Source organism: Flavobacterium sp. T12S277 (assembly GCF_048514875.1).
In the GTDB taxonomy this organism is placed as follows: domain Bacteria; phylum Bacteroidota; class Bacteroidia; order Flavobacteriales; family Flavobacteriaceae; genus Flavobacterium.
Window position 1 is genome coordinate 1 of record NZ_JBLYEG010000003.1, and the last position, 26358, is coordinate 26358.

The window sequence follows — 26358 nt, forward strand, 5'->3', positions numbered from 1 at the left end:
TTTTTAATCGTTAATTAACCACAAAACCTGGTGGTCAATTTGCTCCGGAATCAGGTGGTCAGTTTGCTCCGGAACGGGTGGTCAATTTACTCCGGAATTAGGTGGTCAAATTGACCGGTTTTTCCAGTATTCCACTGAAGGAAAACATTAAGAATTATATCGTGAGTCTAAATGCTTTAAAAGGTCAGGACTATAGTATTGTAGATGATTACATTATACAATATGAAATAGGTAAACGTGCTGATCAATCTCTGACGGCTGATGAAAAGAATACGATTTTGAATATTTCTTCTATTTCGGAAGCATCCCTTTACATTGAAAAGGCACGTAAGGACAGGGATTGGGAGACATCAACTACGAGTAAAAAGAACAAATAAATTGCTGATTTTCAAAACTCCAGTAGTATGATCGGTAATCGTATGATTTTTAACTCTCAGTTTTACTAACTATCTAAGCTTTTTTTGTCATGAAAAAACGACCAATATTCTATATTATTCTTTTCCTTTTTAATCTGCTTACTCTTTATTTTATTATTAATCTGTTTAGTTACGATGAGCTTGTTAGATATGTTTTAAATGAAGGGCGGCTAACAGAATGCCCGAGAAAACTTGCTTATCTGCTGCTATTGTGCTCATTTGCTAATCTATATTTTCAATTTTTTATATGGATGGAATATCTTTTTAAAGACAAAATTTAAAAATTAAATCTGCTTCAAATTATAGTTTATGATTAAGGAAATATTAAATACGGAAGTAAAAAGCACGGAAAATGAAGGATTACTTATAAATGTTATTAAGCACTATACCTTAAAGCACGAAGTGAAAGTTCCATTTCAGATCCCTAATTTTTCCGTGCTTTTAATTAAGGCAGGTAATCTGAGGATACAGTTTTCTTCTCAAAGAAAAGTTATACGGCGCAGAGATTTATTAGTAATACCAGTTAATTCAATTTGTACTCATCTTGAGACATCAGACAATATTCAGCTATATCTGATTAGGACGTCTTTTGATTTTGTACTTGATAACTGCTACAAAAAGGAACTTGCCGATGCTTTTAGTATACTGATGCTCCAATCAGATCACAAGGTTAAACTCGATGAAAAAGATTTTACAGTTTTGTCAATGATTTATAAATTGATGTTTTTTTTACAGAGAACCTCAGAAAATAAGCAAGTTTTCAATGATCTTAGACGCATTAGCTTTAATTTGTTTATTTACGAACTTAAACTTATTTATTCAAAGTATTTGCCTGAAGTTAATTTAGACTTCAAAAGGAAAGAAAGTTTAACAATTCAATTTTTGACCGTTCTGGCAATTCACTTCAGAAAACAGCATCATGTGCAGTTTTATGCAGGTGCTCTCTACGTAACTCCTGGACATTTAAATAAAATGGTAAAACTCGGAACTGGTAAGTCGGCTAAAACATTTATAATTGAAGCTCTTATAATTGAAGCGAAAAACCTGCTTGAAAATTCAAAGTTTTCAATTGCTATGATTGCTGATGAACTGGAATTTAGCAGTGCAGCTAATTTTGGCGAATTTTTTAGAAGACACACCAATATTTTGCCATCTGAATATCGTTCGTCCAAAAAATGATCACTTTAAATTTGCTCCTTATGACTGACAGAGATTGTTTAATTAAAACAATATAATGATGATTGAGACGTATCCTTTAACCTGGTTAGATTCTTTAATTTTACAAACTTTAAATCCGAGAAAAACAGATGTGACAGCTTTAACGGATAAGGAATTAGAAATTATTTCAGAAAATGTTTTAAAAGAATCATATAAAATACAGTCGCGAATTAAAAATGAAATTTTCTCTTTAGCAAAAAAAAGACAGATTCGTCTGCTGGTGCGAAAGTATCATTCTAATTTAATTTTTCTGCTTGAAGCTATGATAGAAAATCAAAAAAGTAAAGAGTTTGAAAATACTGGTTTATCTAAAATTTTTGAGCTTGTTGTTAGTACTATGGATGAGCTTCTTTCTTTTGTGGAGACCAGATTTTTAAATTATTTAGGACTTGATGAAAGAGTTCCGATAACTTACCTGATAGTTCATAGAAAAGAAATGAATGTCAAATTAAACAGGTTAAGAATGATTACAGTAAACAAGGAAGCAGACAAAGCTAAAATTAAAATTATTACGGATGCCTTATCCGAAAGCAAAGAATTAAAATTAAAAACAAAGGCCACTTTTAGACAGATCTTTTATGAGAGACAACTGTTGAAAGTTTTGATTAAAACTGATTATTTAAAAGAAGCTACTGAAATATTTTCACCTTTGGATGAAATATTAATTGAAATGAATTTTAATAACCGAAAGTACATAAATTTTCTAATCGAATATTTTTCGAATAATTTAAGTTTATTTGAATCTGATTGTGATAAGCTTGGTTTGCTTCAGCTCTATTACAAAGATTTCAATCAAATTTACTGCAGTGGAAAAATATCATACGATCCAAGGAAGCAGAATATTACAAATGTTTTAGAAAATTGGTTTAAACATGAAATTGGTTACTTGGAGAAAAAGGTTGAAATATGGAGAGATAAATTAGTATCAAATATTTCGAATGAAGAAATTAAAGATAATGTTTTAGAAAGCAAAGTTGAATGCGATTTATCAGCGGACCAGCTGGCTTTGATTCTTAGGGCGGCTGATGAGTCAAGAATTATTAAAGCACGATCAATGAATCTAGTTTTTCAAACAATCGTTCCGTATTTGTCTACAGCATTTAAGAAAAATCTATCTTATCAGTCTGTAAGAAGTAAATCTTATAACGCTGAGGACCGCGATAAAGACATAGCAGTACAGACACTCGAAAAAATTATTAAAAAGATTAATTCATACTAGCAAATATTTCTACACTACTAAAAATTATATGAGTAACAAATTTCATTATTTACGACACATTAAAAAAAACTTAGATCATGACCTTAATAGCAATTTTTTTTCCATGTATCTCTTTTCTTTTAAGAGGAAAGATTTTGACCGCGCTACTCTGTTTAATTTTACAGATTACTTTAATAGGCTGGATTCCTGCGGCAATATGGGCAGTAGTCTCTTTACAAAATTCAAGAGCCGACAGGCGTAACAATAAATTAATTAAAGCTATTAGAAAATAGCAGAATGCTGCCAAATTAAATGTAATGCTCGCTAGAAATAATAAATTTTATTGTTCTAGTGAGTATTTTTTTAGGCTTCAGCCTCAGTATTTACTAGGGGTACAAAAAGGTACAATAAAAGTTGTACTTGTAGAAACTTCATAGTAGTTGTTCCTTTGGCATGTAAATAAACCGTAAACCTTTTTAGAACTGGTTTATAATGCAGAAGATGATGTGTAACTATTAATGAAGATGATTATGCTTTCAAATATTTCCTGGAGTAACTATGCAGTTACAGTTGTAGTATTACTAGTTTTTTGCTACCTTTTTTTAATTCTTAAATTCTATTCCGGCCCTTTAAAAGAGTTATTAAACGGAAAACGAAAACTTTACTTTTTTAAAACGAAATCTAAAACGGAGAATAATCAGATTAAAGATCTGTTTTCAGAATTCAAAGAACCTTTCGATACTTTGGAAGATGCCAGAGAGCTCTTTGCAAGATTAGAAAAGGCAGTTGTTGAATCAAGCCAAGCCAATATTTCGGGTACAGTATTCAAAAACTATATCAAATGTATCATGGAAGAATATCCGTATGTGAAGAATTCTTCTCTTCGGGAAAAAATTAACTCCCTTATGGTCTCAGAATGCGAAAAGCACCCGCAGCTGACTTTAACTTACCCGGAAATGGATGGGTTGTGGGATGAGACCATTTCTTAAAAAAATACAGAGGAATATTCCCCGTCCGCTCTAGTGCGGTATGATAGAATGTGACAAGGAGAATAGCTGATGTGACGGCGTTATTCCTCTGTTTCTTATTTCGATATATATAACCTTTAAATGATGAATGATGAAAAAATGCAGATGGAAATTAAAGAGTTTATTACAGAAAAGAAAGTTACTGATCACTTCTTTTCTCTTAGCGGTATTAATAAACGGGGACGGATTTGCCCAGGACGGAGTAGCCGGAATTAATGAAGCCAACCAGAAAGTGCGAAGTTATTTTGATGCAGGTACGGAATTGATGTATGCTGTTGGTGCTATACTTGGCCTTATAGGAGCGGTGAAAGTCTACCAGAAATGGAATGCAGGAGATCCGGATACCGGGAAAGTTGCGGCAGCCTGGTTTGGAAGTTGTGTGTTTCTAGTTGTGGTAGCCACAGTAATTAAATCCTTCTTCGGGGTTTAAAGACAAGATCTTATGAGTAACAGTGTTTACCAGATCAACAAGGGAATCAATCAGAGTATAGAATTCAAAGGTTTAAAAGCTCAGTACATCTGGTATTTGGGAGGAGGTGTTGTATCGCTTATGATACTTTTTGCAGTCATGTATATTAGTGGTCTTCCGTCATTATTGTGTGTTGGCCTCGTTGGGACAGCTGGTGCTTTTCTTGTTTTTAAAATATACAAAATGAGTAATCAATATGGAGAGTACGGCATGATGAAGGCAGTGGCCAAAAAGCAGATTCCAAAATGCATTAAAGTTTACAGTAGGGATATTTTTATAAAGATATAGCTACAGAGCGTTAAATATAAAAATGAAGAGGAGATGGAGAAGAGGATGGAAGATTTACTGCCGATCATGGGAGTGGAGCATGATTGTATTTTATCAAAGCAGGGTGATGTAACAGTGGTATTTAAGGCTGAGTTGCCTGAGATTTTTACCTTATCGGACCAGGAGTATGAAGCATTTCATCAGTCGTGGATCAAGGCAGTTAAAGTGCTTCCAAAGTTCTGTGTTTTTCATAAGCAAGATTGGTTTTTAGAAAATGGCTACCGAGCTGACTTTACAAGTGATGACAGTAGTTTTCTAACCAGAAGCAGTGAGCGGTTTTTTAATGAAAGACCTTTTTTGGATCATTCCTGTTACATTATGCTGACTAAGAAACCTCAGGGAAGAAAGAATTCAAGCTCGCTTTTTTCAAATCTTCTGCGAAACTCACTAGTACCTGAAGAAACTTTAAAAGCGCAGCTGCTGCAGGATTTTATTGACTGTACCGACCAGTTTAAAAGAATTATGGAGGACAGCGGTTTTGTAAAGCTTACCAGGCTAAAGAACAATTTACTTAAAAGTGAAAGCCGAAAATTGGGGCTAATCGAAAAGTACTGTTTTCTATCAGAGAGGGAAGATTCATTTGTTTTTAAAGACATCAAGTTTGATGAAGGTTTAGCGGTAGGAGATAAACATTGCCAGCTTTTTACCCTTGGGGATGCGGCTGATCTGCCGGCGTTGTGTGGTTCGAGAATCAACTTTGACCGGTATTCAACTGATAAAACTAAATTCAGTATCGGTTTTGCATCCACTTTGGGACAGCTTTTATCCTGTAATCATATATACAATCAGTATCTGTTTATTGAAGACGCCCAAAAAACTATTCAAAAACTCGAAAGTAAAAGGTTACGACTTCAATCTTTATCGGCGTACAGCAGGGAGAATATGATTGCCAGAGACGCGACGAATGATTTTCTCAATGAAGCAGTATCGCAGCAGGGGCTGCCTGTTAAAGCGCATTTCAATGTCCTGGCTTGGAGCACAGATAAGGAAGAACTGAAAGAAATTAAAAACAAAGTGTCATCAGCTTTGGCTCAGATGGATGCAGCTGCCAAACAGGAAACGGTAGGGGCACCTCAGATTTACTGGGCAGGAATGCCGGGAAATGAAGCGGATTTTCCAATGAATGATACTTTTGACACCTTCACCGAGCAGGCAGTCTGTTTTTTGAATATGGAAACAGGCTACAGGTCTTCGCTGAGTCCGATGGGTATAAGGCTTGGAGACCGCCTTACAGGAAAACCTGTTCATGTTGATATCAGTGATGAGCCTGTGAAAATGGGAATCTGCACCAATAGAAACAAGTTTATACTGGGACCTTCAGGAAGCGGCAAGTCCTTTTTTACCAATCATATGGTCAGGAGTTATTATGAGCAAGGGACGCATATCGTACTAGTGGATGTTGGTCACAGTTATAAAGGGCTGTGTGATATGGTAAAAGGATACTACTTCACTTATGATGAGAAGAACCCGATACGCTTTAATCCGTTTTACATTTCAGAAGGTGATAATCTGGATACGGAGAAAAAAGAAAGTATTAAAACGCTGCTTCTGGCACTTTGGAAAAAAGACGACGAAACCTTTAACAGAAGTGAGTATGTGGCTCTTTCCAATGCTTTGCAGCTTTATTATGAAAAACTGGGCAAAGAACAGGAGGTCTTTCCTTGTTTTGACAGCTTTTATGATTTTTTAAAAGATGAGTTTGTAAAGATTTTGGAAACTGACAAGGTGAAGGAGAAAGATTTTGATATTACCAATTTCCTTTATGTACTAAGACCATACTACAAAGGAGGAGAATTTGATTACCTGCTCAATGCCAAAGAGAATCTGGAGCTTTTAAAAGAGCGTTTCATTGTATTTGAACTTGATAATATTAAGGATCATCCGATTCTTTTTCCTGTTGTGACGATCATTATCATGGAAGTCTTTATAAGCAAGATGAGAAAACTCAAAGGCATCCGTAAAATGATATTGATTGAGGAAGCATGGAAAGCAATCGCCAAGGAGGGAATGTCCGAATATATCAAGTATCTCTTCAAGACTGTTCGTAAGTTCTTTGGAGAGGCCATAGTGGTAACACAGGAAGTAGAAGACATTATATCATCACCAATTGTTAAACAAGCCATTATCAATAACAGCGACTGCAAGATCCTGCTGGATCAAAGCAAGTATCAGAATAAATTTGACCAGATACAGGAACTGCTGGGTCTCACGGAAAAAGAAAAGGCACTTGTCCTGTCTGTTAATAAAGCTAATGATCCTGATAAGAAATATAAGGAAGTGTTTATTTCGCTAGGAGGGATGCTTTCAAAAGTGTACCGGACAGAAGTTTCTTTGGAGGAATATCTGGCTTATACAACGGAGGAAAGCGAGAAAGTGAAAATGAATGCGTATGCTCAAAAGTTTGGGGGTGACATCAAAAAAGGAATCGCAGCAATGGCTCAGGAAATAAGAGAAGGAACCTAAATGAAAATGAAAAATGAAAGCAAAAATAATTACCTGTCTGATCTGCCTGCTGCTTATCGGCACTCCGGCAAGACCAGCAGAGAGGAACGCTGCACTGCCAATACTGGAGATTGTAAAAGCGGTTACCAAGAAAGTTATCAAAGCAATTGACCTTAGAATTCAGAAACTGCAGAATAAAACCATTTGGCTTCAGAATGCCCAAAAGAAAATTGAAAATGTGCTTTCTAAATTAAAGCTGGATGAAATCTCAGATTGGACAAAGAAGCAGAAAGATCTTTATAAAGGCTATTATGAAGAACTGGCTAAAGTCAAATCTATTATTACCTATTACCAACGGATAAAAGATATTACTAAAAAGCAGACCAGACTGGTTGGGGAATATGAAAGAGCATGGAACCTGTTCAAACAGGATAGTCATTTTAAGGAAAGTGAGATTCAATATATGCAGGGGGTTTATTCGTGTATTTTGGAAGAAAGTCTGAAGAATATTGATTATGTCCTTTTAATATTGGATTCCTTCACAACCCAGATGAGCGATCTGAAAAGACTCGAAATAATCAATAAGGCTGCAGATCAGATTGATGCTAATTACGATGATCTTACTCTTTTTAATCAGCAGAATGTAATGCTTAGCCTTAAGAGAGCCAAAACAGAAGCAGATGTAAACCGGATCAAACAATTTTACGGAATTCCGTAATTCAAAAAAAATATTATGAAAAAAATTATTGTACTGTTCCTTGTTGGACTTTTTCTGAATCAAGCAATACAGGCACAGGCAAAGCAGCGAAAGGAACTGCTCTTGCAGATTGCAGCGCTTCAGGTTTACATTGATTACGCCAGAAAAGGGTATTCAGCGGTATCAAAAGGACTGAATTTTATCGGGGATGTGAAAAGAGGGGAAGTGAATCTGCATGATGATTATTTTACTTCACTTTTGAAGATTAATCCGAAGGTTAAGAATTATTATAAGGTCGCAGAAATTCTTTCTATGCAGTTTAAAATCATGAAAATCTATAAAAGGACATATGCTGATCTAAAAGGAAATGATCTGTTTCACGGCAGTGAACTCGATTATATAGAGCGTTCTTTTGAAAGACTGCTTGAGAACTGCAGTGCTACCCTTGACCAGCTCTTAGTTTTGACGACTGATTCAAAATTGGAACTCAAAGATGATCAGAGAATAGGGCGGATTGATGCCCTGCATAAAACCATGCTGGAAGATTATAATTTCTGTTTGTTTTTCAGTCGTGAAGCAAAGCTATTGTCATTGTCAAAATCCCGCGAAAAAAGTGATACAGAGCGGACAAATTCTATATACGGCTTATAAAATAATAGTTATGAAAAAATTAGTGATTTTAATATTGATGGTCTTTCTGGTATTTGTTCCTGATAAGGCAAATGCGCAGTCAGCGGAAATCCAGCAGTTAATCTTAAACATTGAAAAATTATCCCAGTTCAAAAAGATTTTAAGTGATATGAAAAAGGGATATGAACTGCTCTCAGGAGGCTATAAAACAGTTAAAGATATGTCAGAAGGAAATTTCAATCTGCATAAAACTTTCCTGGACGCTCTTATGCAGGTGAGTCCTGTTGTGAAGAATTATAAAAGAGTAGGAGATATAGTTAATTTTCAGATGCTGCTAGTGAGGGAAAGCAAAAATGGATTGAACCGTTTTGTGAAGAGTGACAGCTTCAGCTCGCAGGAAATTAAATATTTTGAAAAGGTTTATGGAAATCTTCTGAGCCAGAGTTTAAGGAATCTTGATGAGCTTACGATGGTTATTACCGCTGATAAACTCAGGATGTCTGATGATGAAAGACTCCAGGCTGTAGATGATATTTATTTGGAGATGCAGGATAAGCTTTTATTTCTCAGAGATTTTAATAAATCATCAAGTGTTCTGGTTCTTCAGAGAGCAAAAGAGGCAAAAGATGTTTATGCTTCCAAAGAACTTCAGGAATTAAAAAACTAGCAAGATGAATATTTATAAATGTTTTAAAACAGTTTTTTTTATAACTGGAGCAATGCTGACGCCCTTTATGACACAGGCACAGGGACTCGGAGATAATATGCAGAGCCTTCACTCAGTTTTGGATCAGCTTTACGATGAGATGATGCCTATGTGCAGTAATCTATTAGCTGTAGGGCAGGGGATAGCTGGGTTTGGTACAATCTGGTATATAGCTTCCCGAGTTTGGAGGCATATTGCAAACGCCGAGCCGATTGATTTTTATCCGCTCTTTAGGCCTTTTGTAATCGGATTTTGCATTATGATTTTTCCCTCAGTACTGGCGCTAATTAACGGGGTTATGAAACCAACGGTTACAGCAACTGCCGCTATGGTTACCGGTTCCAATAATGCTGTTGCAGTCCTTCTCAAAGAGAAAGAAAAAGCCATCAAAGAAACTGATCCGTGGAAGATGTATGTAGGGGAGGCGGGAACCGGAGATCGGGATAGATGGTATAAATATACCCATGATGAAGATCCGTCCAATGAGAGCATGCTGGCCGGAATCGGCAACGATGTCAAATTTGCAATGGAAAAAGCTTCCTATAACTTTCGAAATTCTGTCAAGGAATTTATGAGTGAAGTGCTAAGAGTTTTATTTGAAGCTGCTGCACTGTGTATTGATACGCTAAGGACATTTCAGCTCGTGGTACTTTCTATCCTGGGACCTCTTGTATTTGGAATAGCTGTTTTTGATGGCTTTCAGCATACACTTACTGTCTGGCTGGCAAGATATATAAACATTTACCTGTGGCTTCCAGTGGCCAATATATTTGGAAGTATTATCGGCAAGATTCAGGAACTGATGCTCAAACTTGACCTGTCCCAGGTACAGTCCACAGGAGATACCTTTTTCAGCAGGACCGATATGTCGTATCTCATTTTTATGATTATAGGCATAATAGGATATTTTACTGTGCCGTCGGTGGCGAATTACATTGTTCATGCAGCCGGAGGTGGCGCCTTAGGACAGAAAGTTACTGGTTTGTTCAGCACTTCAACCAGCTCAGTTGTTTCGAGAACATCGCAGGGAGCTGGCATGGTGCTAGATTCAATGGGCAATGCAGCGGGCAGAACGTCACAGAGTATGTCTTCATCAGCTGGGAGTTCTCCCTATTTTGAAGAGAAAGGAAACTATATGAGCGATAAGCTTAAAGGGAACTCGAAATAAACTTAAAAAGAATAAGCACATGTTTACCAAAATGAAAAATATAGATACAGCATTCCGGTATGTAAGAGGATTTACAATGCTCGTTATTGTGGGGTGTATTGTCATCTGCTGTTATACTCTTTATAAAAGTTTTGAGTCTGTAACCCAGATGCAGGATAAGGTTTATATACTGGCCAACGGAAAAGCACTGGAAGCTTACGCATCAGAACGAAAGGATAATGTACCGGTAGAAGCAAGGGATCATGTGAAAACCTTTCACAAATTTTTCTTTACCCTGGATCCTGATGATAAGGTAATTAAAACCAATGTGACTAAAGCATTATATCTCGCTGATGACAGCGCAAAGCGGATTTATGATGACCTGAAAGAAAATGGCTTTTATTCCGGAATTATCTCCGGAAATATTAGTCAGACCATTCAGATTGACAGTATCGCAATCGATACCCGTGAATATCCCTACCGCTTTAAATGTTTTGCAAAGCAGAACATCATAAGGACTACCAGTATTTTAAAAAGGAGTCTTATTACAGAAGGAGGCCTTAGGAACGTATCGCGAAGTGATAACAATCCGCACGGTTTTTTAATCGAGAGATGGAATACCATTGAAAACAAAGATTTAGCTGTTGAGAATAGAAAATAACCATTATGAAATCATTATTCAAAAAACGTGAAACGCCTTTTACTTATCATAAATATTACACATTTATGCAAGAGAAATGGGCTGAGAAAATGAATGTAATGACCTGTGGTCTTTCCAAAGCAAAGCTTATGTACCTGCTGGTTTTATTTACCGTTCTGACCGCCGGTTATTTCATTTACAATATTTATGCAGCGCTTTCAAAGAGTAATTCTCTTCAAGTCAATAACACAGCTGTTATTTCAAAAATTAAAAGTATCAATATTAAAAAGTAAAGTCATGGAGCAAAAAACAATATCAATTAAAGAAGCCAAAAAGCGAAAAATGCTTCTGGTTCTGCCTGTTATAATACTTCCTTTTATCACTATTCTTTTTTACACTTTAGGAGGAGGGCAAATGGAAGCAATGGAAGCTAAAAATGATATCAAAAAGGGATTTAATTTTAGCCTTCCTATTCCAAAATTTAAAGAAGATTCGGCGCTTGATAAAATGAGTTATTATGATCAGGCAGCAATAGATTCTATTAAACTTCAGGAGCAGATTAAAAAAGACCCTAATTATTCCAATCAAAAAAGAGTACAAGAATCCCTGGGAGAATTTGCAGATACCGATTTTGCAGCAGAGCGTTTTCAAAAAAGAAAAACGGCTTTTAATTCATCATCATTTCAAGATAGAAATGAGCAAAAAGTGTATGAAAAACTAGATGCACTTCAAAAAGCAATCAACAAGCCTGCTTTGCCTGGCAATTACGGTCAGGATATGAGGGAGTTCGAAAACTATGGTTCTTCCAAAGGAGTCTCGGATGAGGTAAAAAACTTGGAACAAATGATGGCCACGATGGGAGAATCTCAGCAGCCTGACCCAGAGCTCAAACAGCTTGGTGGAATGCTTGAGAACATATTGGATATTCAGCATCCGTCCCGTGTACAGGAGCGTTTAAAAGAGTCTTCAGAGAGTAAAAAAGGTAAAATCTTTACGGTTAACCATAAAAAAGAAGTGGATAATATCACTTCGCTGCAACAAAATGTCGCCTCTGCCAATTTTTTACAATCAAATTCATTTTATGGTATTGATGAAATTACAGACCCAGGGCCCTTTCAGAATTCGATTGAAGCAGTAATACACGAGACCCAGACCATTATAAATGGTTCAGTGGTAAAACTCAGACTCAGTACTGATGTAATGCTTCAGGGCACTATAATTCCCAAGAACACTTTTTTGTACGGTACAGCCTCTTTAAAAGGGGAGAGACTGGAAGTTAAAATCGATAACATTCAGTTTCGAAATTCAATTTTCCCTGTGGAACTCACAGTTTATGATATGGATGGGATTGACGGCATTTATATTCCCGGAGCTGTCAGCAGGGATGTTGCTAAAGCTTCGGCGGACCGGTCTATTCAGACCTTAGGAATGACAGGGCTAACGGATTCCTGGGGAGCGCAGGCTGCCGGAATGGGAATTGAAGCGGCTAAGAGCCTTATGAGTAAAAAAGTAAAACTTATAAAAGTGGTTGTGAAAGCAGGATATAAGGTGCTTCTGTATGATGAAAAACAAAAGAATTTAAAACCTTAAAAAAAATAGAAGATGAAAAGAATTAATTATTTGTTTTTAATCAGTTTACTGCTGGTTTCTGTTCTAGTTTATCCGCAGTTAAACGGCAGGGAAACTGTCAATGAAGATCAGTATGACAACCTTCAGATCGGGTACTCTAAAACAACAAGCATCGTTTTTCCTTACTCAATTAAAAGTGTAGATAAAGGAAGTGCTGATGTGCTGGTTCAGAAAGCCAAAGGAGTGGAGAATATACTGCTGGTAAAAGCAGCTAAACAGTATTTTTTCCAGACCAATCTCACAGTGGTCACTACCGACGCACGATTGTACGTATTTGTACTGAATTATGATGACAACTGCCCCGACTTAAACATAAAAGCGGAAAATGCTGTGGCTGCCAGTAAAGATGTTTTATTTTCAATGGAGAACGAAAATCAAAAGAAAATAGAACAGCTGGCCTCACTTGCCTTATCAAAAAAGAAAAAGACCAGTGGAATGGAAAAATCGAAGTTTCAGATTAGACTTGAGGTAAACGGTATTTTTATTCATCAGAATGTTTTGTATTTGAGGGTCGTATTTGAAAATAAATCCAAAATTAATTATGATATCGACCAGCTGCGTTTTTTTATAAGGGACCAGAGAAAATCAAAACGAACTGCGTCACAGGAAATAGAAATCCTGCCACTGTATACCACTTCATCATCTACTGTAATTCCCTATAAGTCTGAAGTAATAAAAGTCTATGCACTAGAGAAATTTACGATTCCTGAGAATAAGTATCTGACACTTCAGCTCATTGAAAAAAATGGCGGAAGGCATTTAGAGGTTAATATTAATAATAATCTGACCGATAAAGTATTTCCAATCCCGGAATTCAACAGCAGTGCTTATTAAAGTTTAAAAAATCAATTATGACTATAAATATAGCCGATGCTGAAATGCTGTCGTCGTATGCTGAAGAAATGGCTTCTTACGGCCATCGTTATGCAGCTTTTTCTCCGGATCAGATAACTGATTCCGATACGATTGAGTTTTTTAGGACCTCATTTGATGCTCAGGAATACTGCTTTGTGATGACTAATGATGTGGACTATTTTAAGAGTATGCCAATTGAATTACTTATAGGTGACTTAAAGATACTTATGCAGAGCGGAATTGATATTTCATGTAATGAGGCACTTGATCTTACTGCATTTGCCCGATTGGAAAGGGAGAAAAAGGAATTATTAGAAAATAACTTAAATATAAACATAATGAATCAGAAAAATTTAGAATACCTAAAAGACCAGTTAAAATATACTGGATTTGGTGAGACGTTCGAAGCTGAACTGAAAGAGAACATGCAGAGAGGAGATAAGGATTTTAAAATTATCCATAACGGCATTATGAATAATGGTGTCCCAAACAAAGATACCTTGACCGTTGAATTGAACTTTAAGAAGTCAGACCAGACTGATATGTATTTTTTTAATTCCTATCATGTGAATCTGCAGAAAGAGGAAAATAAGCCGGGGCTGGAGCAAACCTTTTATATCAATAAAGACAGCAGCAGTATTACACTCAAAGAAGCTTACAATTTAATGGAAGGCCGCTCGATAAACAAAGACCTAAAAACTAAAGAAGGCGAATTGTATAATGTTTGGTTGAAAATGGATTTCAAGGAGGCAGCTGACAGTAATGGAAACTTTAAACTGAGTCATTATCATCAAAATTACGGTTATGATCTGCAAGCCAGTCTTGAAAAACATTCAATTAAAGAACTGAATACTCCAAAATATAAGGAGGACCTTTTAAGCTCACTGAAAAAAGGAAATCTGCAGTCGGTAACTTTTGTTATTGGAGGAGTAGAAAGCAAACAATATGTAGAGGCCAATCCTCAATTCAAAACATTAAATGTTTATGATGTGAATTTCCAGCGAATTAATCACCGTGAAAGTAAAGAAGAGAAAAAATCTGAATCTGAGAATCAATCTGTTTCAAAAGAGCAGAAAAAGAATATTGATGCTGATTCCGATTCTTCTGAACCTGAAAACAAAAAGAATAATAAAAAAAGTAAATCGCATTCGATTTAGTAATGGACAGTTTAAAACCCTTATCTGATTTTTTTTCAGCTGTTGAAAAGGATTTTCGTATTAGTTCAACGCATATTGCCATTTATGCAGCACTGCTGAAATTCAGATCAGATATGGGGTTTATTAATCCCATTGCAGCATCTGCAGATGATATTAAACCGATAGCTAAACTTTCTTCATCAAAAGTATATCTAAGGTGTGTAGGTGAGCTTAATGAGTATGGCTATCTAGTTTATATGCCAGTGAAGAAAAGAAAGCAGAAGAGCAAGATTTATTTTATAACCGATCAGTAAGTAAAAATGAATTTAAAAATGAATTTAAAAATTAAGTTATGAGTGAAGTTGTGACAAAAGAAGATTTAAGACAGTTTGGACTGGTACTTTTTGACAAGATACAAACTGCATTTGCCAACGCAAATTTTGCTGATAAAAATTCGATGGATCCTGAGTGGCTTAAAAGCAAGGCAGTGAGAAGACTGCTTGATATTTCTGCAGGATCTGTGCAGAATCTTAGAGCGACTGGCAAAATACGCTTTAAAAAAGTTTTGGGTTCTTATTATTATAGTAAAGAGGATCTTCAAAAGCTGTTTAAAGATGAACGTTAGACCAAAAGAAAAGCAGTTAATGAATTATTTATCCGCTTATTTAAATGATCCAAAACTGAATGTATGGCACTTGATGATTTTAACCGCACTTTTGAGCCTCGGATATCAGCAGAGAGATTGGAGCAGCATAAAAGTCTGCCGCAGTAGAATTATGATGCTTTCACATATTAATACACTGCCGACTTATCATAAATATTTTAAAGAACTTCAAAATTTAGGTTATATAAAATATAAACCTTCTTATCATCCAGGCTGCAGGAGCGAAGTTGAATTAAATAAAAAGAGGTTATCTCAGATGTGAGATAACCTCTTTTTCGTTATTTGATGTTCTTATAATTTACGATGTGATCTTATATTTCTCTTTAATTAGTTGGATTTCTTTCTCTAATCTACTAAGTGCAGTAAGATCTTCCATTGCCATCTCAGCTTTTTCAGGATTTAGTTTTTTATTAAGAAGCGTCATTTCCCGGCCTATGGTGGCTTGTTCTGTGATGGCGTAAGATTCAGTCTGTTTAACTGATGAATGGCCAAGCATCTCCTTTACTACATTAATGGGGACGTTATTGTTTAATGTTACTGTGCTTCCAAATGTTCTTCGGGCCATGTGTGTGTTCAGAGTAAATGAGAAACCGCATAGAGATGCAATTTCTTTAAGGTATTCATTCATTTTCTGATTAGAAGAAACCGGCAGTACAGCTCCGCGCTTAAGACAGAGCGGATGGTCTTTGTATTTCTCAAGAATTTTGATAGCCTTGGGAAGAAGCGGGATTCTTGCCGTAGAATTTGTTTTCTGTCTTTCAGATAAAATCCACTGATTTCCGTCAACACCATCTTTTATGTCAGCTTTCTGGAGCTGAAAAGCATCAATGTAAGCAAGTCCTGTGTAGCATTGGAAAACAAAAATATCCCGCACGGTATTGAGTCTTTCAGTTGAAAATTGGCGTCTTTCCAGTTCAGCCAATTCTTTTGCAGATATGGGCTTCTTTACAATTTTAGTTTTCTTCCCTTTAAAATTCCTAAATGGATCTTTAATTATGATTTCTTTATCGATGGCTCGTATTACAATTTTCTTGAAATTGGAAATGTATTTAAGTGTGGTATTATTTGCGCATTTCCTTACTGTGCGAAGATAGAACTCAAAATCTTTTATGAATTCAAAATTTAAATCAGCAAATTCAAAATCACTAGTATTGTATTTGAATTTAATGAAAGCCGTTACGTGATTTTTAGTGATATTGAATCTTTCCAATGTGGCTTCAGTATATCCGTTGCCAATTAGGGCTTTCATTTCATCATTGTGTTTTTGAAATTCTTCCAGCACCTTGGCTCTGGGTGTCATTCTTCCCATAACATGGTCCATGATCTTTTGGGAAGTTATGGGTTTTCCGGTGTACATAATTTCTGATTTGATTTCATGGATCTTCATAGCGAGTGAATCCAGAAAAAAGTTCAGGGATTTTGCGTCTTCTTTTGTACCTGTTGCTCTCTCGGTTTTCTGGTTCCAGCGCTCGCTGTCCCATTTCCGTCTTGTGGATGCTTCTTTCGGGATTCCGTCAACGGTTATCCTGAAATAAACGATTCTAATGTTACTCTCATTGCGGGATGCTTTCAAAAAGAATATCAACCCAAAGCTGTTCTCTAGCATAATTCAACTTATTAGATTAGTAAATGTAGAATTATAACCTCATTTAAACAAGATGTAAACGTGCTTAACCCCTTTGATATCGGGACTTAAGATGAAATTTTGTGGCACATTTTCGAAATTTCCAAGTGTGCCACGAATGTGCCACAAAGATTTTGTTCGATTTTATAAATATTGAAAAGTGGTATAAAAGAAAAAACCCTGCAAATCGTTGGATTTGCAGGGTTTACCGCTCTTTTTGGCCATTTTTGAAAACTTTGAAAATCTTGTTTTTCCTTTGTTTTCGGGCCTTCGCGGAGAAAGAGGGATTCGAACCCCCGGACCTGTTACAGTCAACAGTTTTCAAGACTGCCGCATTCGACCGCTCTGCCATTTCTCCAGTATGTCGCAGATCATTTGCTGATTGCGAGTGCAAATATAAGATGCTTTTTCGGTTCTCAAAACTTTTTTTGGACTTTTTTTGAAAGTTTTTTTTAATAATTTTCAAGTGTCTAATTACCAGTATTTACGAGGAACTGATTTTTGAAAAAATTATTCCAAGTCGTCTAAAACCGGTACTGGTTTTTTGTTTTCATCAACTGCAACAAACGAAAAAGTTCCTGAAACTACGGTTTCGCGAAGTTCAGAATACATTTGTTCCATAAAAATATCTACGTGAATTTTACAACTCGTTCTTCCAACGCTAATCACTTTGGCTACTAATTCGATTAAAGTTCCGGCAGGAATTGCTTTTTTAAAATCAATTTGACCGGTTGAAATCGTAACTACTTTTTTTCGGCTGAATCGTGTCGCACAAATAAAAGCAACTTCATCCATCAGATGAAGTGCAGTACCTCCGAATAAAGTGTCATAATGGTTTGTTGTACTCGGAAAAACCGCTTTAAAAATGTGTGTTTCCGATTTTGCAATTCTTTCTTCTAATGTTCCCATAATTTATTTAGTAGCTTACGTATTCGGTAATTTCAAGACCGTATCCAATCATTCCCACACGTTTTGTTTGTTCCGTGTTAGAGACTAGTCTGATTTTTGAAATATCAATATCGTGTAAGATCTGAGCGCCAATTCCGTAATCTTTACTGTCAATGATCACTTTTGGTGCTTTCATTGTTCCTCCTGCTTGTAAGGTTTTAAGTTCTGCAATTCTATTCAACAGATTTACAGCCGTCATGTCCTGGTTAATAAATAATACAGCGCCTTTGCCATTTTCATTAATCACCTTAAACATATCGTCTAATTGCTGCTCGGCATTATTGGTCAATGTTCCTAACAAGTCATTGTTTACCTGTGAAGAATTGATTCTCGTTAAGATAGGTTCTCCCAGATTCCAGGTTCCTTTTGTTAACGCAATATGAATTTGTTTGTTGGTAGTCTGCTCGTATGCTCTTAATCTAAAAGTTCCAAAGCGTGTTTCGATATCAAAATCTTCTTTTTTTACAATCAAACTGTCGTGCTGCATTCTGTAGGCTACTAAATCTTCAATCGAAACTAATTTCAAATTGAATTTCTTAGCTACTTTTACTAATTCCGGTAAGCGTGACATGGTACCGTCTTCGTTCAGAATTTCGCAAATTACACCAGCCGGCTTGAATCCAGCTAGTCTCGCAAAATCAATTGCAGCTTCTGTATGTCCTGTTCTTCTTAAAACACCGCCTTGTTTGGCTACCAAAGGAAAAATATGCCCCGGGCGTGCCAGTTCATGTGGCTTAACATTTGAATCTGTTAGTGCTAACACTGTTTTAGATCGGTCAGCTGCTGAAATTCCAGTGGTTACTCCGTGTCCTTTTAAATCAACAGAAACTGTAAAAGCAGTTTCCATATGATCCGTATTGTTGGTAACCATTGGTCTTAGATCTAATTCCTTACAACGGCTTTCTGTCAATGGGGCACAAATTAACCCACGTCCGTGAGTCGCCATAAAATTGATCATTTCCGGAGTTACCTTTTCGGCAGCAGCCAGAAAATCACCTTCATTTTCACGATCTTCATCATCGACTACAATGATTACTTTACCCTGACGAATGTCTTCAATAGCTTCTTCAATGGTATTCAGTTGTATTTTTGTTGTTGACATAATTATTTTTGATTTTGAGCAGGGAAGAACCGCTCTGAAATTTTTTGAAATAGTTGTGATATTGGAGTTGTAATTGCGTCAAAGTTGATTAATCCGTTGTCGTTAGTAGCACGATACGTTAATAAAACAGCTAAAGGCAATAATATAAAAGAAGACATCCATGATCCTATAAACGGACTCATTCCGCCTTCCTGCGAAAGTCTTTTTCCAAAAGTATTGATGAAATGGAATGTAATAAAAATTAAAACGGCAAAAACTATAGGCAAACCGAGTCCTCCTTTACGGATGATGGCTCCTAATGGTGCGCCAATAAAAAACATTAAAAAGCAGGCAAACGCAATAACGAACTTTTCATATAAGGCCGTTAAGTGCTTGTTGATGTCTCTTTGTTTGTCTTTTAAATCGTTTTGTGTGGTTTCAATCGAATAGATGTTGCTTGTAACATTGCTGCTGGCCATTTTAAGAACATCAGATTTCTCTTTGGTGGTATAGAGCGATAAAAGATTATTGGGTAAATCTTTTTTCTTTATAGCTGTTTTTAAGGTTGGTGGCGATTTTCGGATCCCAACACGCTGATTGATGTTTTCTGAAAAAGAAATAATTTCATTGTCCAGATTTTTGTTCAGGGAATCCAGTGTGTAGCGAAGCTCGCTAACATTCAGCATTCCATTTGTATTGCTTATATTTTCCTTATCGTCATCGATTTTGTTTAATTCAGATAAGTCGATATTGATGATCTGCTTTTTGAAAGCTCCTTTTATGAAAGGCAGTTTGGCGCGATCCTCGTATTTTTTCGGAGTAACATCCTGGTAGTAATAACCATCATTTAAAACTAATTTTAAAATGCTGGATTTTTCGTTACTCATTAATTTACCGCTCTTAGCCTTAATAACGGTTTTGTTTTCACCGGTATTGTTTGGCTTTTCGTGAATAGTAACGCCAGTTAAAATGTTTCCATTTTCTCCTGATTTTTTGTTGACCTTAATATTGTAGAATCCAACATCATTAAACTGTCCTTCGGCAATTGCCATTGCGGGCTTGGCCTGTGCGATGTTTTTTCGAAAATTAATAAACTTGTATTCCGCATACGGAATCACATTATTGGCAAACCAAAAAGCGACAATACTTAAAACAAAGATAAACACTATTAAACCCCGCATCGCTCTTTGAAGCGATATTCCGGATGATTTCATGGCCGCGAATTCATAATTCTCAGCCAGATTTCCAAAAGTCATAATAGAGGCTAGTAAAACCGATAGAGGTAAAACCAGCGGAATGATTCGGGGCATCGAGAATAAAAGGAATTTTACCACCAGTATCAAATCCAGGTCTTTACCTGCAAGTTCTGAGATAAAGAGCCATACGGTTTGAAGTATGAAGATAAAAAAAAGGATTACAAATACCGTAGTAAATGTAATCAGGAATGTTTTTAGTAAGTATTTGTCTAAAATTTTCAACCTTGTAATTAGTCTAATTTATTGATGTAGTATTTTGGATATTTGCTCGCTACAAATGTAAATTGATTTTTTGATAAAGGCTGATTGGTTTTAAAAGAATTAACGGTTAAAGTGGTTTTTGTTCCATTTTTTCCGGTTTCGATCAAATTATAGATGTGTTTAGTCTGAACATCAATACCTAAAAGAATCTCTTTTCTTTGGTCTTTAGAATTTGTAGGGGCTAATTTGATGTATTGAATTTTTCTTCCTTTTACGTTCTGTACAATATCCATATTGTATTTGTATCCTGAATTAAAGAAAGTCAGCATTTTTGAAGGCGTAATAGCAGTATCGTCTTTTTCGTTTACTTTAGAAATGGTTACTTCTTCATCTTCCGGAACGATAGTGTATGTTTTCTGACCGTCGAATATCTTCGTTACTCCCATAAAATTCAATACATATTGATTGCCTTTCATTGTCACATTACCTTTACTGTCCTGGTTGATGTTTTCTTTGGCGTTATTCAGAGTGTATTTAAAGTCAATAACAATATTGTTGTAGCTCTTTATTTTAGAAGTTACTTCATTCAATAAATCTTTGGCTTTTTTATCCTGAGCCTGAATAGAAGTGAAGCTCAAAAGCAATAAAACTGCCATTTGAATGCACTTTTTAGTCGTCTTAGTAATAGAATTGTTTTGGATTTCCTGAATTTTTGTTTTCATGATGGGCTTAATTTTGTTCATTATTAAAAAATTGATCAAGAGCACTTAAATCAGTTATGTTTACAGTTCTTGCTTTACTGCCTTCAAAAGGGCCAACAATTCCGGCTGCTTCCAGCTGATCGATCAAACGACCGGCTCTGTTGTATCCTAATTTTAATTTTCTTTGCAGTAGTGAAGCGGAACCTTGTTGTGCGTTGACAATAATCTCAGCAGCTTCTCTGAATAAAGTGTCTCTTTCGGAAATATCCACATCAAGATTGATGCCAGTTTCTTCTCCAATAAACTCCGGAAGCAAATAAGCCGTGGCATACGCTTTTTGCGAACCGATAAAATCCGTAATTTTTTCTACCTCAGGAGTGTCGATGAAAGCACACTGTACACGTACTACATCATTTCCGTTGGTGTATAATAAATCTCCACGTCCAATTAACTGATCGGCTCCCTGAGTATCCAGAATCGTTCGGGAATCAATTTTAGAAGTTACTCTAAAAGCAATTCTCGCAGGGAAATTCGCTTTAATTAAACCTGTAATAACGTTAACCGACGGCCTTTGTGTGGCAATAATTAAGTGAATACCAATAGCACGGGCCAGCTGGGCCAAACGCGCAATCGGAATTTCGACTTCTTTACCTGCCGTCATAATCAAATCGGCAAACTCATCGACTACCAGAATGATATATGGCAAAAAGCGGTGACCTGCTTCAGGGTTTAATTTTCGTGCTCTGAATTTTTCGTTATACTCCTTAATATTACGCACCATTGCGTCTTTTAGCAGGGAGTAACGGTTATCCATTTCAACACAAAGAGAGTTTAGGGTATTTACTACCTTGGCATTGTCTGTGATGATGGCGTCTTCGGTATCCGGAAGTTTGGCTAAATAATGTCTTTCAATTTTATTGAAAAGCGTAAGCTCTACTTTTTTCGGATCTACCAGTACAAATTTGACTTCTGCCGGATGTTTTTTGTATAAAAGAGAGGTTAAAACGGCATTCAAACCTACAGATTTTCCTTGTCCGGTTGCTCCTGCCATCAATAAGTGAGGCATTTTGGCTAAATCGACCACGAAAGTCTCGTTTGAAATGGTTTTTCCTAAGGCAATTGGCAGCTCCATTTCGGCTTCCTGAAATTTTGCCGATCCAATAACGCTTTTCATCGAAACCATTGTCGGGTTCTTATTCGGAACCTCGATACCAATGGTGCCTTTTCCTGGAATTGGGGCGATAATACGAATCCCTAATGCCGAAAGGGATAGCGCGATATCGTCTTCTAAACTTTTAATTTTAGAGATTCTGATTCCGGCTTCCGGTACAATTTCGTATAAAGTTACCGATGGACCAACGGTTGCTTTGATTTGGGCAATTTCAATTTTGTAATTGCGCAGTGTATCTACAATTTTGTTTTTATTTTCTTCTAATTCTTCCTGATTGATAGTGATTCCGCCAGTCGAATATTCTTTTAATAAATCAATTGTTGGGAACTTGTAATTGGATAAGTCCAAAGTGGGGTCAAATAAACCAAAATCGGCTACCAAACGGGAAGCCAGATTTTCTTCGATAATATCCTCTTCTTCTGCTTTTTCAATTACAAATTCTTCTGTGTGAACAGGGGTTTTTACAGTTACCGGATTTACATCCATCTGAACTGGTTTTAAAACCGGATTCAAATCAATTTCTGATGCATTTGAAATGGTAGGTTTCAGAGCTTCTTTGTTGATTTCGAATTGGCTGACATCCGATTTTAAATGAATATTGTCCAATTCCGGATCTTCTTCCTCGATTGCAAATTCTTCTAAATTATAAGCGCTTTCAGCTTCCTGTGGCTTTTTTATAGACGCGAGTTCTGAACTGAATTCCTTTTTGGTAGAATCAAAAAATGATTGAATTTTTTCAGGTGATAGTTTGATTTTAAAAATAAGGTATACAATTAACCCGAAAAGAAGCGTAAGTAAAGTACCTGTTTTTCCAATGTAATCTTGTAAAAACAGGTTAAGTTCGTACCCAATTGTTCCGCCTAATTCAGGTGCTGATGTGGCGAAAAATCCAAATAGTACAGAAACAATAATAATAGCAAACAGATCCCAGAACCAAATGTTTTTTAACTTTTTGGTAGAGAGTTCCAAAGCCAGAAACATTCCGGTAAGAAAAAATAAACGCACCAGTACAAAGGCGGCAATACCAAAACCTCTGTATACAATAAGATCGGCGAGGAAGGCCCCGAATTTTCCGAGCCAGTTTTCTACAACTTCAGTACGATCACCAAACTGGGTTACCGCACTTTGGTCAGATTGCCATTGTCCGTTGACATAAAAAGAAATAAATGCCACTAATAGTGCAACTGAAAAGAGCACCAAAAGGCATCCCAAAACAAACTTTTGCTGTTTGGTTAATTTCAAGTACTTAGCGGTTTCAGTCTTTGATTCGTTTTTTTTGTCTAAAGTTTCTTTTTTGGTTGTTTTTGCCATTCTTGCGTTTACTGTTGCCTATATAAATTTTGGGAGATAAATGATTAAGCCTATTGCTATTGCTGTCATTGCAGCAAAAAACACCGCTCCGGCGGCAATATCTTTAATAAAACCGATTCGTTTGCTGTAATCAGGATGAATAAAATCGGCGATTTTTTCGACTGCCGTATTCAGACCTTCAACACTTAAAACTAGACCTATGGCTAATGTTTGGCACAGCCATTCGGTCTGTGAAATATGAAAATAAAACCCGGCAATGGTCATGATAATTCCCAATGAGAATTGAACCATAATGCTGTGTTCTGTTTTGATCAATTTTACGGCTCCATTAAAAGCATAGGTCATACTTTTTAATCGGCCAGTAACAAAGGTATTGTCTTTTTGAAATTCCATTTAAAGGTCTTATAGTGCTGCTAAAGCTGCTTCGTAATTTGGTTCGTTTGCAATTTCAGCTACTTGTTCTGTGTGGACTACTTTTCCATCAGCATCAACTACAATGATTGCTCTTGAATGTAATCCGGCTAAAGGTCCGTCAACAATTTCTAAACCATTAGTTTTTCCGAAATCTCCTGCTTGGAAATCCGATAAATTAACTACATTTTCTAATCCTTCTGCACCACAAAAACGTTTTTGAGCAAATGGTAAATCTCTTGAAATACACAATACAGTTGTGTTCTCTAAATTGCTCGCGCTTTCATTGAATTTTCTAACAGATGTAGCACAAGTTCCAGTATCGATGCTTGGGAAAATGTTTAAAACTAATTTTTTTCCGCTGAAATTCCCTAAAGAAGCAACTGATAAATCGTTTTGTACTAATTTGAAATCAGCCAGTTGTGATCCAACTGCTGGTAACTCGCCTGAAGTATGAATAGGATTTCCTCCCAATGTTATTGAAGCCATGATTTTTATTTAAATTAATGAGGTTCAAAAGTAAGGATTAATATTTGAATCTAAAAGTATTTGTTAATGGGTTTAAGGAGAGATTAAGGATAGTTTTTGGGCTGGTATGAATTAACGAATTTGAATGGAGAGGGCTTTGTTAAAGTTTCAAATTTTAACAAAACGGGAGTAGGGAGTTTGTTGCTAAACTTGCGTTTTTCGTTTGTTGGTCTGAGTGGGGACGAAGATCTTTTGTAGCGTGAAAGTCCTTCGACTTCGCTCAGGAAGACACCATTGGTTCAAACTGAGGCTGAATACCGCCACTGAGACTGAAAACTGAGACTGAAAACTAAAAAAAAAGCGTCTCAAAATTGAAACGCTTTTTTCCTTGTCATGTTTTTTTTATTTGTAATGCTCGATTATTTATCGATGGAACCTAAAACACGTTTCATAAACGCATTTAGAGCTTCTTTTTTATCGGTACCCTGAACTACCATTTTGTGTACTTCAAGCGCACCATACATATTTGAAATTAATTCGCCAATTACATCTAATTCTTCATCTTTCAAAGACGGAATTTCAGTCATAGCTTCCAAAACTTCGATGGTTTCAATGATATAATCCTGATCGTTTTCTTCGATGAATTGGGTCAATTGCTTTATTACGGGTAATTTCATAATTAGATTTCTTAGATTTTAGACATTCTTAGACTTCTTAGACTTTCTTGAAAATTTAGACATCATCTAAGGAGTCTAAAAATCTAAGTAAGTCTAACCAATCTCATTACGCGATCGCGTTTACCAAGTCGATTAAAACTTCTTGCTTATTGGTTTGAGTTTCTCCAACCAATTGTCCGTTTACAAAAGTGGCGAAAGTAGGCAGATTGCTTACATTGGCTAACTTTCTTGATTCCGGTGAATTTTCAGCATCAACCAAAACAAAAGTGATAGCTTCGTTTTCTGTTGCTAATTTTTTGAATTTTGGTTTCATAATACGGCAATTTCCACACCATGAAGCTGAATATTGTACTACTACTTTTTCGTTTTTAGCAACTAAATCTGCTAACGTATCTTCGTTTAAGTCGATTAACATTTTTTTATTTTTTAAGATTCTGAGGTACTGAGGTTCTAAGCAGCTAAGTTTTTGCTACTTTTCTATCAGTCTTTTTTGGGATGTTTTTAGGCATTAAGATTTTAAGTTACTAAGGCTTTAAGATAAAATCTTAGAACCTTAGCATCTTAGTAGCTTAGAACCTTTAAAAGGAATTAGTTAGCGCTCAAATACTCAGCAGTACTAAGTCTGTCTGCGCTCATTGCTTCTTTTCCGGCTTCCCAGTTTGCAGGACAAACTTCACCTTTAGTTTGAATGTGTGTGTAAGCATCAACCATTCTTAAGTATTCGTTTACGTTACGTCCTAATGGCATATCGTTAACACTTTCATGGAAAATTTTTCCAGTTTCGTCAATTAAATAAGTAGCTCTGTACGTTACGTTTGAACCTTCAATGATAACTGAATCAGTCTCTTCGCTGTAGCTTGTAGCTTCGATATCAAGGATCCCTAAAATGTTAGCTAAGTTACGGTTAGTATCTGCTAAGATTGGGTAAGTTACACCTTCGATTCCACCATTGTTTTTTGGTGTGTTCAACCAGGCAAAGTGTACTTCGTTTGTGTCACATGAAGCTCCGATTACGATAGTATTTCTTTTTTCAAATTCTGGTAAAGCAGCTTGGAAGGCGTGTAATTCAGTTGGGCAAACAAAAGTGAAATCTTTTGGGTACCAAAACAATAATACTTTTTTTTTGTTGTTTACTGCTTCTTCAAAAATGTTGATTTTTAAATTATCACCCATTTCAGAGATAGCATCAACTGCAATACTTGGGAATTTTTTTCCTACTAAAGACATATTTTTCGTTTTAAAGTTAAAAATTTATTTCTGCTGCAAAAGTAGGGTATAAGTATAGAATCTTATAATAAGATGTGATT

31 protein-coding genes and 1 tRNA gene are annotated in these 26358 nt (G+C 36.1%); 20 read left to right on the forward strand and 12 right to left on the reverse strand.

Annotated features, from left to right (window positions below; translation table 11 throughout):
• Positions 1 to 101 precede the first annotated feature (101 nt).
• The 20 genes from ACN1CN_RS06270 to ACN1CN_RS06365 all read left to right on the forward strand — a co-directional run bounded on the left by ACN1CN_RS06270 (position 102) and on the right by ACN1CN_RS06365 (position 15464).
• A complete protein-coding gene (locus ACN1CN_RS06270; protein ID WP_419135023.1) occupies positions 102 to 377 on the forward strand; it encodes a hypothetical protein in 276 nt (91 codons plus the stop codon).
• A 348-nt stretch (positions 378 to 725) separates the two neighbouring features.
• Positions 726 to 1595 (forward strand): helix-turn-helix domain-containing protein, encoded by an 870-nt coding sequence (locus ACN1CN_RS06275; RefSeq protein ID WP_419135024.1) that lies wholly within the window; start codon positions 726 to 728, stop codon positions 1593 to 1595.
• Positions 1596 to 1650: 55 nt separating this feature from the next.
• Positions 1651 to 2853, forward strand: a complete 1203-nt coding sequence (locus tag ACN1CN_RS06280; protein ID WP_419135025.1) for a hypothetical protein — start codon at positions 1651 to 1653, stop codon at positions 2851 to 2853.
• A gap of 77 nt (positions 2854 to 2930) precedes the next feature.
• Positions 2931 to 3125 carry a YqaE/Pmp3 family membrane protein gene (locus tag ACN1CN_RS06285; protein ID WP_419135026.1) on the forward strand — a complete coding sequence of 65 codons (195 nt, stop codon included), beginning with the start codon at positions 2931 to 2933 and terminating at the stop codon, positions 3123 to 3125.
• A gap of 237 nt (positions 3126 to 3362) precedes the next feature.
• The gene (locus ACN1CN_RS06290) at positions 3363 to 3821 is read left to right on the forward strand and encodes a hypothetical protein (RefSeq protein WP_419135027.1); all 459 of its coding nucleotides are present in this window, start codon (positions 3363 to 3365) and stop codon (positions 3819 to 3821) included.
• 130 nt (positions 3822 to 3951) lie between these two features.
• Complete coding sequence (locus tag ACN1CN_RS06295) at positions 3952 to 4290, forward strand: DUF4134 domain-containing protein (protein ID WP_419135028.1); 339 nt, start codon at positions 3952 to 3954, stop codon at positions 4288 to 4290.
• 12 nt (positions 4291 to 4302) lie between these two features.
• Complete coding sequence (locus ACN1CN_RS06300; RefSeq protein WP_419135029.1) at positions 4303 to 4617, forward strand: DUF4133 domain-containing protein; 315 nt, start codon at positions 4303 to 4305, stop codon at positions 4615 to 4617.
• A gap of 33 nt (positions 4618 to 4650) precedes the next feature.
• Positions 4651 to 7119 (forward strand): TraG family conjugative transposon ATPase, encoded by a 2469-nt coding sequence (locus tag ACN1CN_RS06305; protein WP_419135030.1) that lies wholly within the window; start codon positions 4651 to 4653, stop codon positions 7117 to 7119.
• A 13-nt stretch (positions 7120 to 7132) separates the two neighbouring features.
• The gene (locus ACN1CN_RS06310; RefSeq protein ID WP_419135031.1) at positions 7133 to 7816 is read left to right on the forward strand and encodes a conjugal transfer protein TraI; all 684 of its coding nucleotides are present in this window, start codon (positions 7133 to 7135) and stop codon (positions 7814 to 7816) included.
• Positions 7817 to 7831: 15 nt separating this feature from the next.
• Positions 7832 to 8446, forward strand: a complete 615-nt coding sequence (locus ACN1CN_RS06315) for a hypothetical protein (protein WP_419135032.1) — start codon at positions 7832 to 7834, stop codon at positions 8444 to 8446.
• A 10-nt stretch (positions 8447 to 8456) separates the two neighbouring features.
• Complete coding sequence (locus tag ACN1CN_RS06320; protein WP_419135033.1) at positions 8457 to 9092, forward strand: TerB family tellurite resistance protein; 636 nt, start codon at positions 8457 to 8459, stop codon at positions 9090 to 9092.
• Positions 9093 to 9144: 52 nt separating this feature from the next.
• Positions 9145 to 10299, forward strand: a complete 1155-nt coding sequence (gene traJ / locus ACN1CN_RS06325) for a conjugative transposon protein TraJ (RefSeq protein ID WP_419135236.1) — start codon at positions 9145 to 9147, stop codon at positions 10297 to 10299.
• A gap of 31 nt (positions 10300 to 10330) precedes the next feature.
• The gene (traK, locus tag ACN1CN_RS06330; protein ID WP_374173158.1) at positions 10331 to 10939 is read left to right on the forward strand and encodes a conjugative transposon protein TraK; all 609 of its coding nucleotides are present in this window, start codon (positions 10331 to 10333) and stop codon (positions 10937 to 10939) included.
• Positions 10940 to 10944: 5 nt separating this feature from the next.
• Complete coding sequence (locus tag ACN1CN_RS06335) at positions 10945 to 11211, forward strand: hypothetical protein (RefSeq protein ID WP_374173157.1); 267 nt, start codon at positions 10945 to 10947, stop codon at positions 11209 to 11211.
• Between the two features lie 4 nt (positions 11212 to 11215).
• Positions 11216 to 12508, forward strand: a complete 1293-nt coding sequence (traM, locus tag ACN1CN_RS06340; RefSeq protein ID WP_419135034.1) for a conjugative transposon protein TraM — start codon at positions 11216 to 11218, stop codon at positions 12506 to 12508.
• A 12-nt stretch (positions 12509 to 12520) separates the two neighbouring features.
• The gene (traN, locus tag ACN1CN_RS06345) at positions 12521 to 13381 is read left to right on the forward strand and encodes a conjugative transposon protein TraN (RefSeq protein WP_419135035.1); all 861 of its coding nucleotides are present in this window, start codon (positions 12521 to 12523) and stop codon (positions 13379 to 13381) included.
• A gap of 17 nt (positions 13382 to 13398) precedes the next feature.
• On the forward strand, positions 13399 to 14559 hold the full coding sequence (locus ACN1CN_RS06350; RefSeq protein WP_419135036.1) for a hypothetical protein: 1161 nt from the start codon (positions 13399 to 13401) through the stop codon (positions 14557 to 14559).
• Between the two features lie 2 nt (positions 14560 to 14561).
• Entirely contained in the window at positions 14562 to 14852 is a 291-nt protein-coding gene (locus tag ACN1CN_RS06355) for a hypothetical protein (protein WP_419135037.1), read from the forward strand.
• A gap of 38 nt (positions 14853 to 14890) precedes the next feature.
• Entirely contained in the window at positions 14891 to 15163 is a 273-nt protein-coding gene (locus tag ACN1CN_RS06360; RefSeq protein WP_419135038.1) for a helix-turn-helix domain-containing protein, read from the forward strand.
• Positions 15153 to 15464 (forward strand): hypothetical protein, encoded by a 312-nt coding sequence (locus tag ACN1CN_RS06365; protein ID WP_419135039.1) that lies wholly within the window; start codon positions 15153 to 15155, stop codon positions 15462 to 15464. Before ACN1CN_RS06360 ends, ACN1CN_RS06365 begins: the two co-directional genes overlap by 11 nt.
• Before the next feature lie 36 nt (positions 15465 to 15500).
• Here ACN1CN_RS06365 and ACN1CN_RS06370 read toward each other — a convergent pair whose 3' ends face one another.
• The 12 genes from ACN1CN_RS06370 to ACN1CN_RS06425 all read right to left on the reverse strand — a co-directional run bounded on the left by ACN1CN_RS06370 (position 15501) and on the right by ACN1CN_RS06425 (position 26278).
• Complete coding sequence (locus ACN1CN_RS06370) at positions 15501 to 16808, reverse strand: site-specific integrase (protein WP_419135040.1); 1308 nt, start codon at positions 16806 to 16808, stop codon at positions 15501 to 15503.
• A 291-nt stretch (positions 16809 to 17099) separates the two neighbouring features.
• Positions 17100 to 17184 (reverse strand) — tRNA-Ser (locus ACN1CN_RS06375).
• 152 nt (positions 17185 to 17336) lie between these two features.
• The gene (locus ACN1CN_RS06380) at positions 17337 to 17735 is read right to left on the reverse strand and encodes an acyl-CoA thioesterase (protein ID WP_419135041.1); all 399 of its coding nucleotides are present in this window, start codon (positions 17733 to 17735) and stop codon (positions 17337 to 17339) included.
• Positions 17736 to 17742: 7 nt separating this feature from the next.
• The gene (gene ribB / locus ACN1CN_RS06385) at positions 17743 to 18876 is read right to left on the reverse strand and encodes a 3,4-dihydroxy-2-butanone-4-phosphate synthase (protein WP_291285250.1); all 1134 of its coding nucleotides are present in this window, start codon (positions 18874 to 18876) and stop codon (positions 17743 to 17745) included.
• 2 nt (positions 18877 to 18878) lie between these two features.
• Positions 18879 to 20333 (reverse strand): LptF/LptG family permease, encoded by a 1455-nt coding sequence (locus ACN1CN_RS06390; RefSeq protein WP_419135042.1) that lies wholly within the window; start codon positions 20331 to 20333, stop codon positions 18879 to 18881.
• Between the two features lie 8 nt (positions 20334 to 20341).
• Positions 20342 to 21034, reverse strand: a complete 693-nt coding sequence (locus ACN1CN_RS06395; protein WP_263362991.1) for a LolA family protein — start codon at positions 21032 to 21034, stop codon at positions 20342 to 20344.
• 7 nt (positions 21035 to 21041) lie between these two features.
• The gene (locus ACN1CN_RS06400; protein ID WP_291285248.1) at positions 21042 to 23495 is read right to left on the reverse strand and encodes an FtsK/SpoIIIE family DNA translocase; all 2454 of its coding nucleotides are present in this window, start codon (positions 23493 to 23495) and stop codon (positions 21042 to 21044) included.
• 18 nt (positions 23496 to 23513) lie between these two features.
• Complete coding sequence (locus ACN1CN_RS06405) at positions 23514 to 23888, reverse strand: diacylglycerol kinase (RefSeq protein WP_264523127.1); 375 nt, start codon at positions 23886 to 23888, stop codon at positions 23514 to 23516.
• A 9-nt stretch (positions 23889 to 23897) separates the two neighbouring features.
• Positions 23898 to 24395, reverse strand: coding sequence for a thiol peroxidase (gene tpx, locus ACN1CN_RS06410; RefSeq protein ID WP_264523128.1), 498 nt, complete (start codon positions 24393 to 24395; stop codon positions 23898 to 23900).
• A gap of 398 nt (positions 24396 to 24793) precedes the next feature.
• On the reverse strand, positions 24794 to 25051 hold the full coding sequence (locus ACN1CN_RS06415) for a DUF6952 family protein (RefSeq protein WP_017495510.1): 258 nt from the start codon (positions 25049 to 25051) through the stop codon (positions 24794 to 24796).
• A 106-nt stretch (positions 25052 to 25157) separates the two neighbouring features.
• Entirely contained in the window at positions 25158 to 25466 is a 309-nt protein-coding gene (locus ACN1CN_RS06420) for a thioredoxin family protein (protein ID WP_007805605.1), read from the reverse strand.
• 173 nt (positions 25467 to 25639) lie between these two features.
• The gene (locus tag ACN1CN_RS06425) at positions 25640 to 26278 is read right to left on the reverse strand and encodes a peroxiredoxin (protein WP_419135043.1); all 639 of its coding nucleotides are present in this window, start codon (positions 26276 to 26278) and stop codon (positions 25640 to 25642) included.
• Positions 26279 to 26358: the final 80 nt, after the last annotated feature.

Excerpts from the sequence above, each read along its gene's own strand:
- ACN1CN_RS06275 (WP_419135024.1), top strand. The coding sequence starts at position 726 with ATGATTAAGGAAATATTAAATACGGAAGTAAAAAGCACGGAAAATGAA.
- ACN1CN_RS06280 (WP_419135025.1), top strand. The coding sequence starts at position 1,651 with ATGATGATTGAGACGTATCCTTTAACCTGGTTAGATTCTTTAATTTTA.
- ACN1CN_RS06285 (WP_419135026.1), top strand. The coding sequence starts at position 2,931 with ATGACCTTAATAGCAATTTTTTTTCCATGTATCTCTTTTCTTTTAAGA.
- ACN1CN_RS06290 (WP_419135027.1), top strand. The coding sequence starts at position 3,363 with ATGCTTTCAAATATTTCCTGGAGTAACTATGCAGTTACAGTTGTAGTA.
- ACN1CN_RS06295 (WP_419135028.1), top strand. The coding sequence starts at position 3,952 with ATGAAAAAATGCAGATGGAAATTAAAGAGTTTATTACAGAAAAGAAAG.
- ACN1CN_RS06300 (WP_419135029.1), top strand. The coding sequence starts at position 4,303 with ATGAGTAACAGTGTTTACCAGATCAACAAGGGAATCAATCAGAGTATA.
- ACN1CN_RS06305 (WP_419135030.1), top strand. The coding sequence starts at position 4,651 with ATGGAGAAGAGGATGGAAGATTTACTGCCGATCATGGGAGTGGAGCAT.
- ACN1CN_RS06310 (WP_419135031.1), top strand. The coding sequence starts at position 7,133 with ATGAAAGCAAAAATAATTACCTGTCTGATCTGCCTGCTGCTTATCGGC.
- ACN1CN_RS06315 (WP_419135032.1), top strand. The coding sequence starts at position 7,832 with ATGAAAAAAATTATTGTACTGTTCCTTGTTGGACTTTTTCTGAATCAA.
- ACN1CN_RS06320 (WP_419135033.1), top strand. The coding sequence starts at position 8,457 with ATGAAAAAATTAGTGATTTTAATATTGATGGTCTTTCTGGTATTTGTT.
- traJ (WP_419135236.1), top strand. The coding sequence starts at position 9,145 with ATGCTGACGCCCTTTATGACACAGGCACAGGGACTCGGAGATAATATG.
- traK (WP_374173158.1), top strand. The coding sequence starts at position 10,331 with ATGAAAAATATAGATACAGCATTCCGGTATGTAAGAGGATTTACAATG.
- ACN1CN_RS06335 (WP_374173157.1), top strand. The coding sequence starts at position 10,945 with ATGAAATCATTATTCAAAAAACGTGAAACGCCTTTTACTTATCATAAA.
- traM (WP_419135034.1), top strand. The coding sequence starts at position 11,216 with ATGGAGCAAAAAACAATATCAATTAAAGAAGCCAAAAAGCGAAAAATG.
- traN (WP_419135035.1), top strand. The coding sequence starts at position 12,521 with ATGAAAAGAATTAATTATTTGTTTTTAATCAGTTTACTGCTGGTTTCT.
- ACN1CN_RS06350 (WP_419135036.1), top strand. The coding sequence starts at position 13,399 with ATGACTATAAATATAGCCGATGCTGAAATGCTGTCGTCGTATGCTGAA.
- ACN1CN_RS06355 (WP_419135037.1), top strand. The coding sequence starts at position 14,562 with ATGGACAGTTTAAAACCCTTATCTGATTTTTTTTCAGCTGTTGAAAAG.
- ACN1CN_RS06360 (WP_419135038.1), top strand. The coding sequence starts at position 14,891 with ATGAGTGAAGTTGTGACAAAAGAAGATTTAAGACAGTTTGGACTGGTA.
- ACN1CN_RS06365 (WP_419135039.1), top strand. The coding sequence starts at position 15,153 with ATGAACGTTAGACCAAAAGAAAAGCAGTTAATGAATTATTTATCCGCT.
- ACN1CN_RS06370 (WP_419135040.1), bottom strand. The coding sequence starts at position 16,808 with ATGCTAGAGAACAGCTTTGGGTTGATATTCTTTTTGAAAGCATCCCGC.
- ACN1CN_RS06380 (WP_419135041.1), bottom strand. The coding sequence starts at position 17,735 with ATGGGAACATTAGAAGAAAGAATTGCAAAATCGGAAACACACATTTTT.
- ribB (WP_291285250.1), bottom strand. The coding sequence starts at position 18,876 with ATGTCAACAACAAAAATACAACTGAATACCATTGAAGAAGCTATTGAA.
- ACN1CN_RS06395 (WP_263362991.1), bottom strand. The coding sequence starts at position 21,034 with ATGAAAACAAAAATTCAGGAAATCCAAAACAATTCTATTACTAAGACG.
- ACN1CN_RS06400 (WP_291285248.1), bottom strand. The coding sequence starts at position 23,495 with ATGGCAAAAACAACCAAAAAAGAAACTTTAGACAAAAAAAACGAATCA.
- ACN1CN_RS06405 (WP_264523127.1), bottom strand. The coding sequence starts at position 23,888 with ATGGAATTTCAAAAAGACAATACCTTTGTTACTGGCCGATTAAAAAGT.
- tpx (WP_264523128.1), bottom strand. The coding sequence starts at position 24,395 with ATGGCTTCAATAACATTGGGAGGAAATCCTATTCATACTTCAGGCGAG.
- ACN1CN_RS06415 (WP_017495510.1), bottom strand. The coding sequence starts at position 25,051 with ATGAAATTACCCGTAATAAAGCAATTGACCCAATTCATCGAAGAAAAC.
- ACN1CN_RS06420 (WP_007805605.1), bottom strand. The coding sequence starts at position 25,466 with ATGTTAATCGACTTAAACGAAGATACGTTAGCAGATTTAGTTGCTAAA.
- ACN1CN_RS06425 (WP_419135043.1), bottom strand. The coding sequence starts at position 26,278 with ATGTCTTTAGTAGGAAAAAAATTCCCAAGTATTGCAGTTGATGCTATC.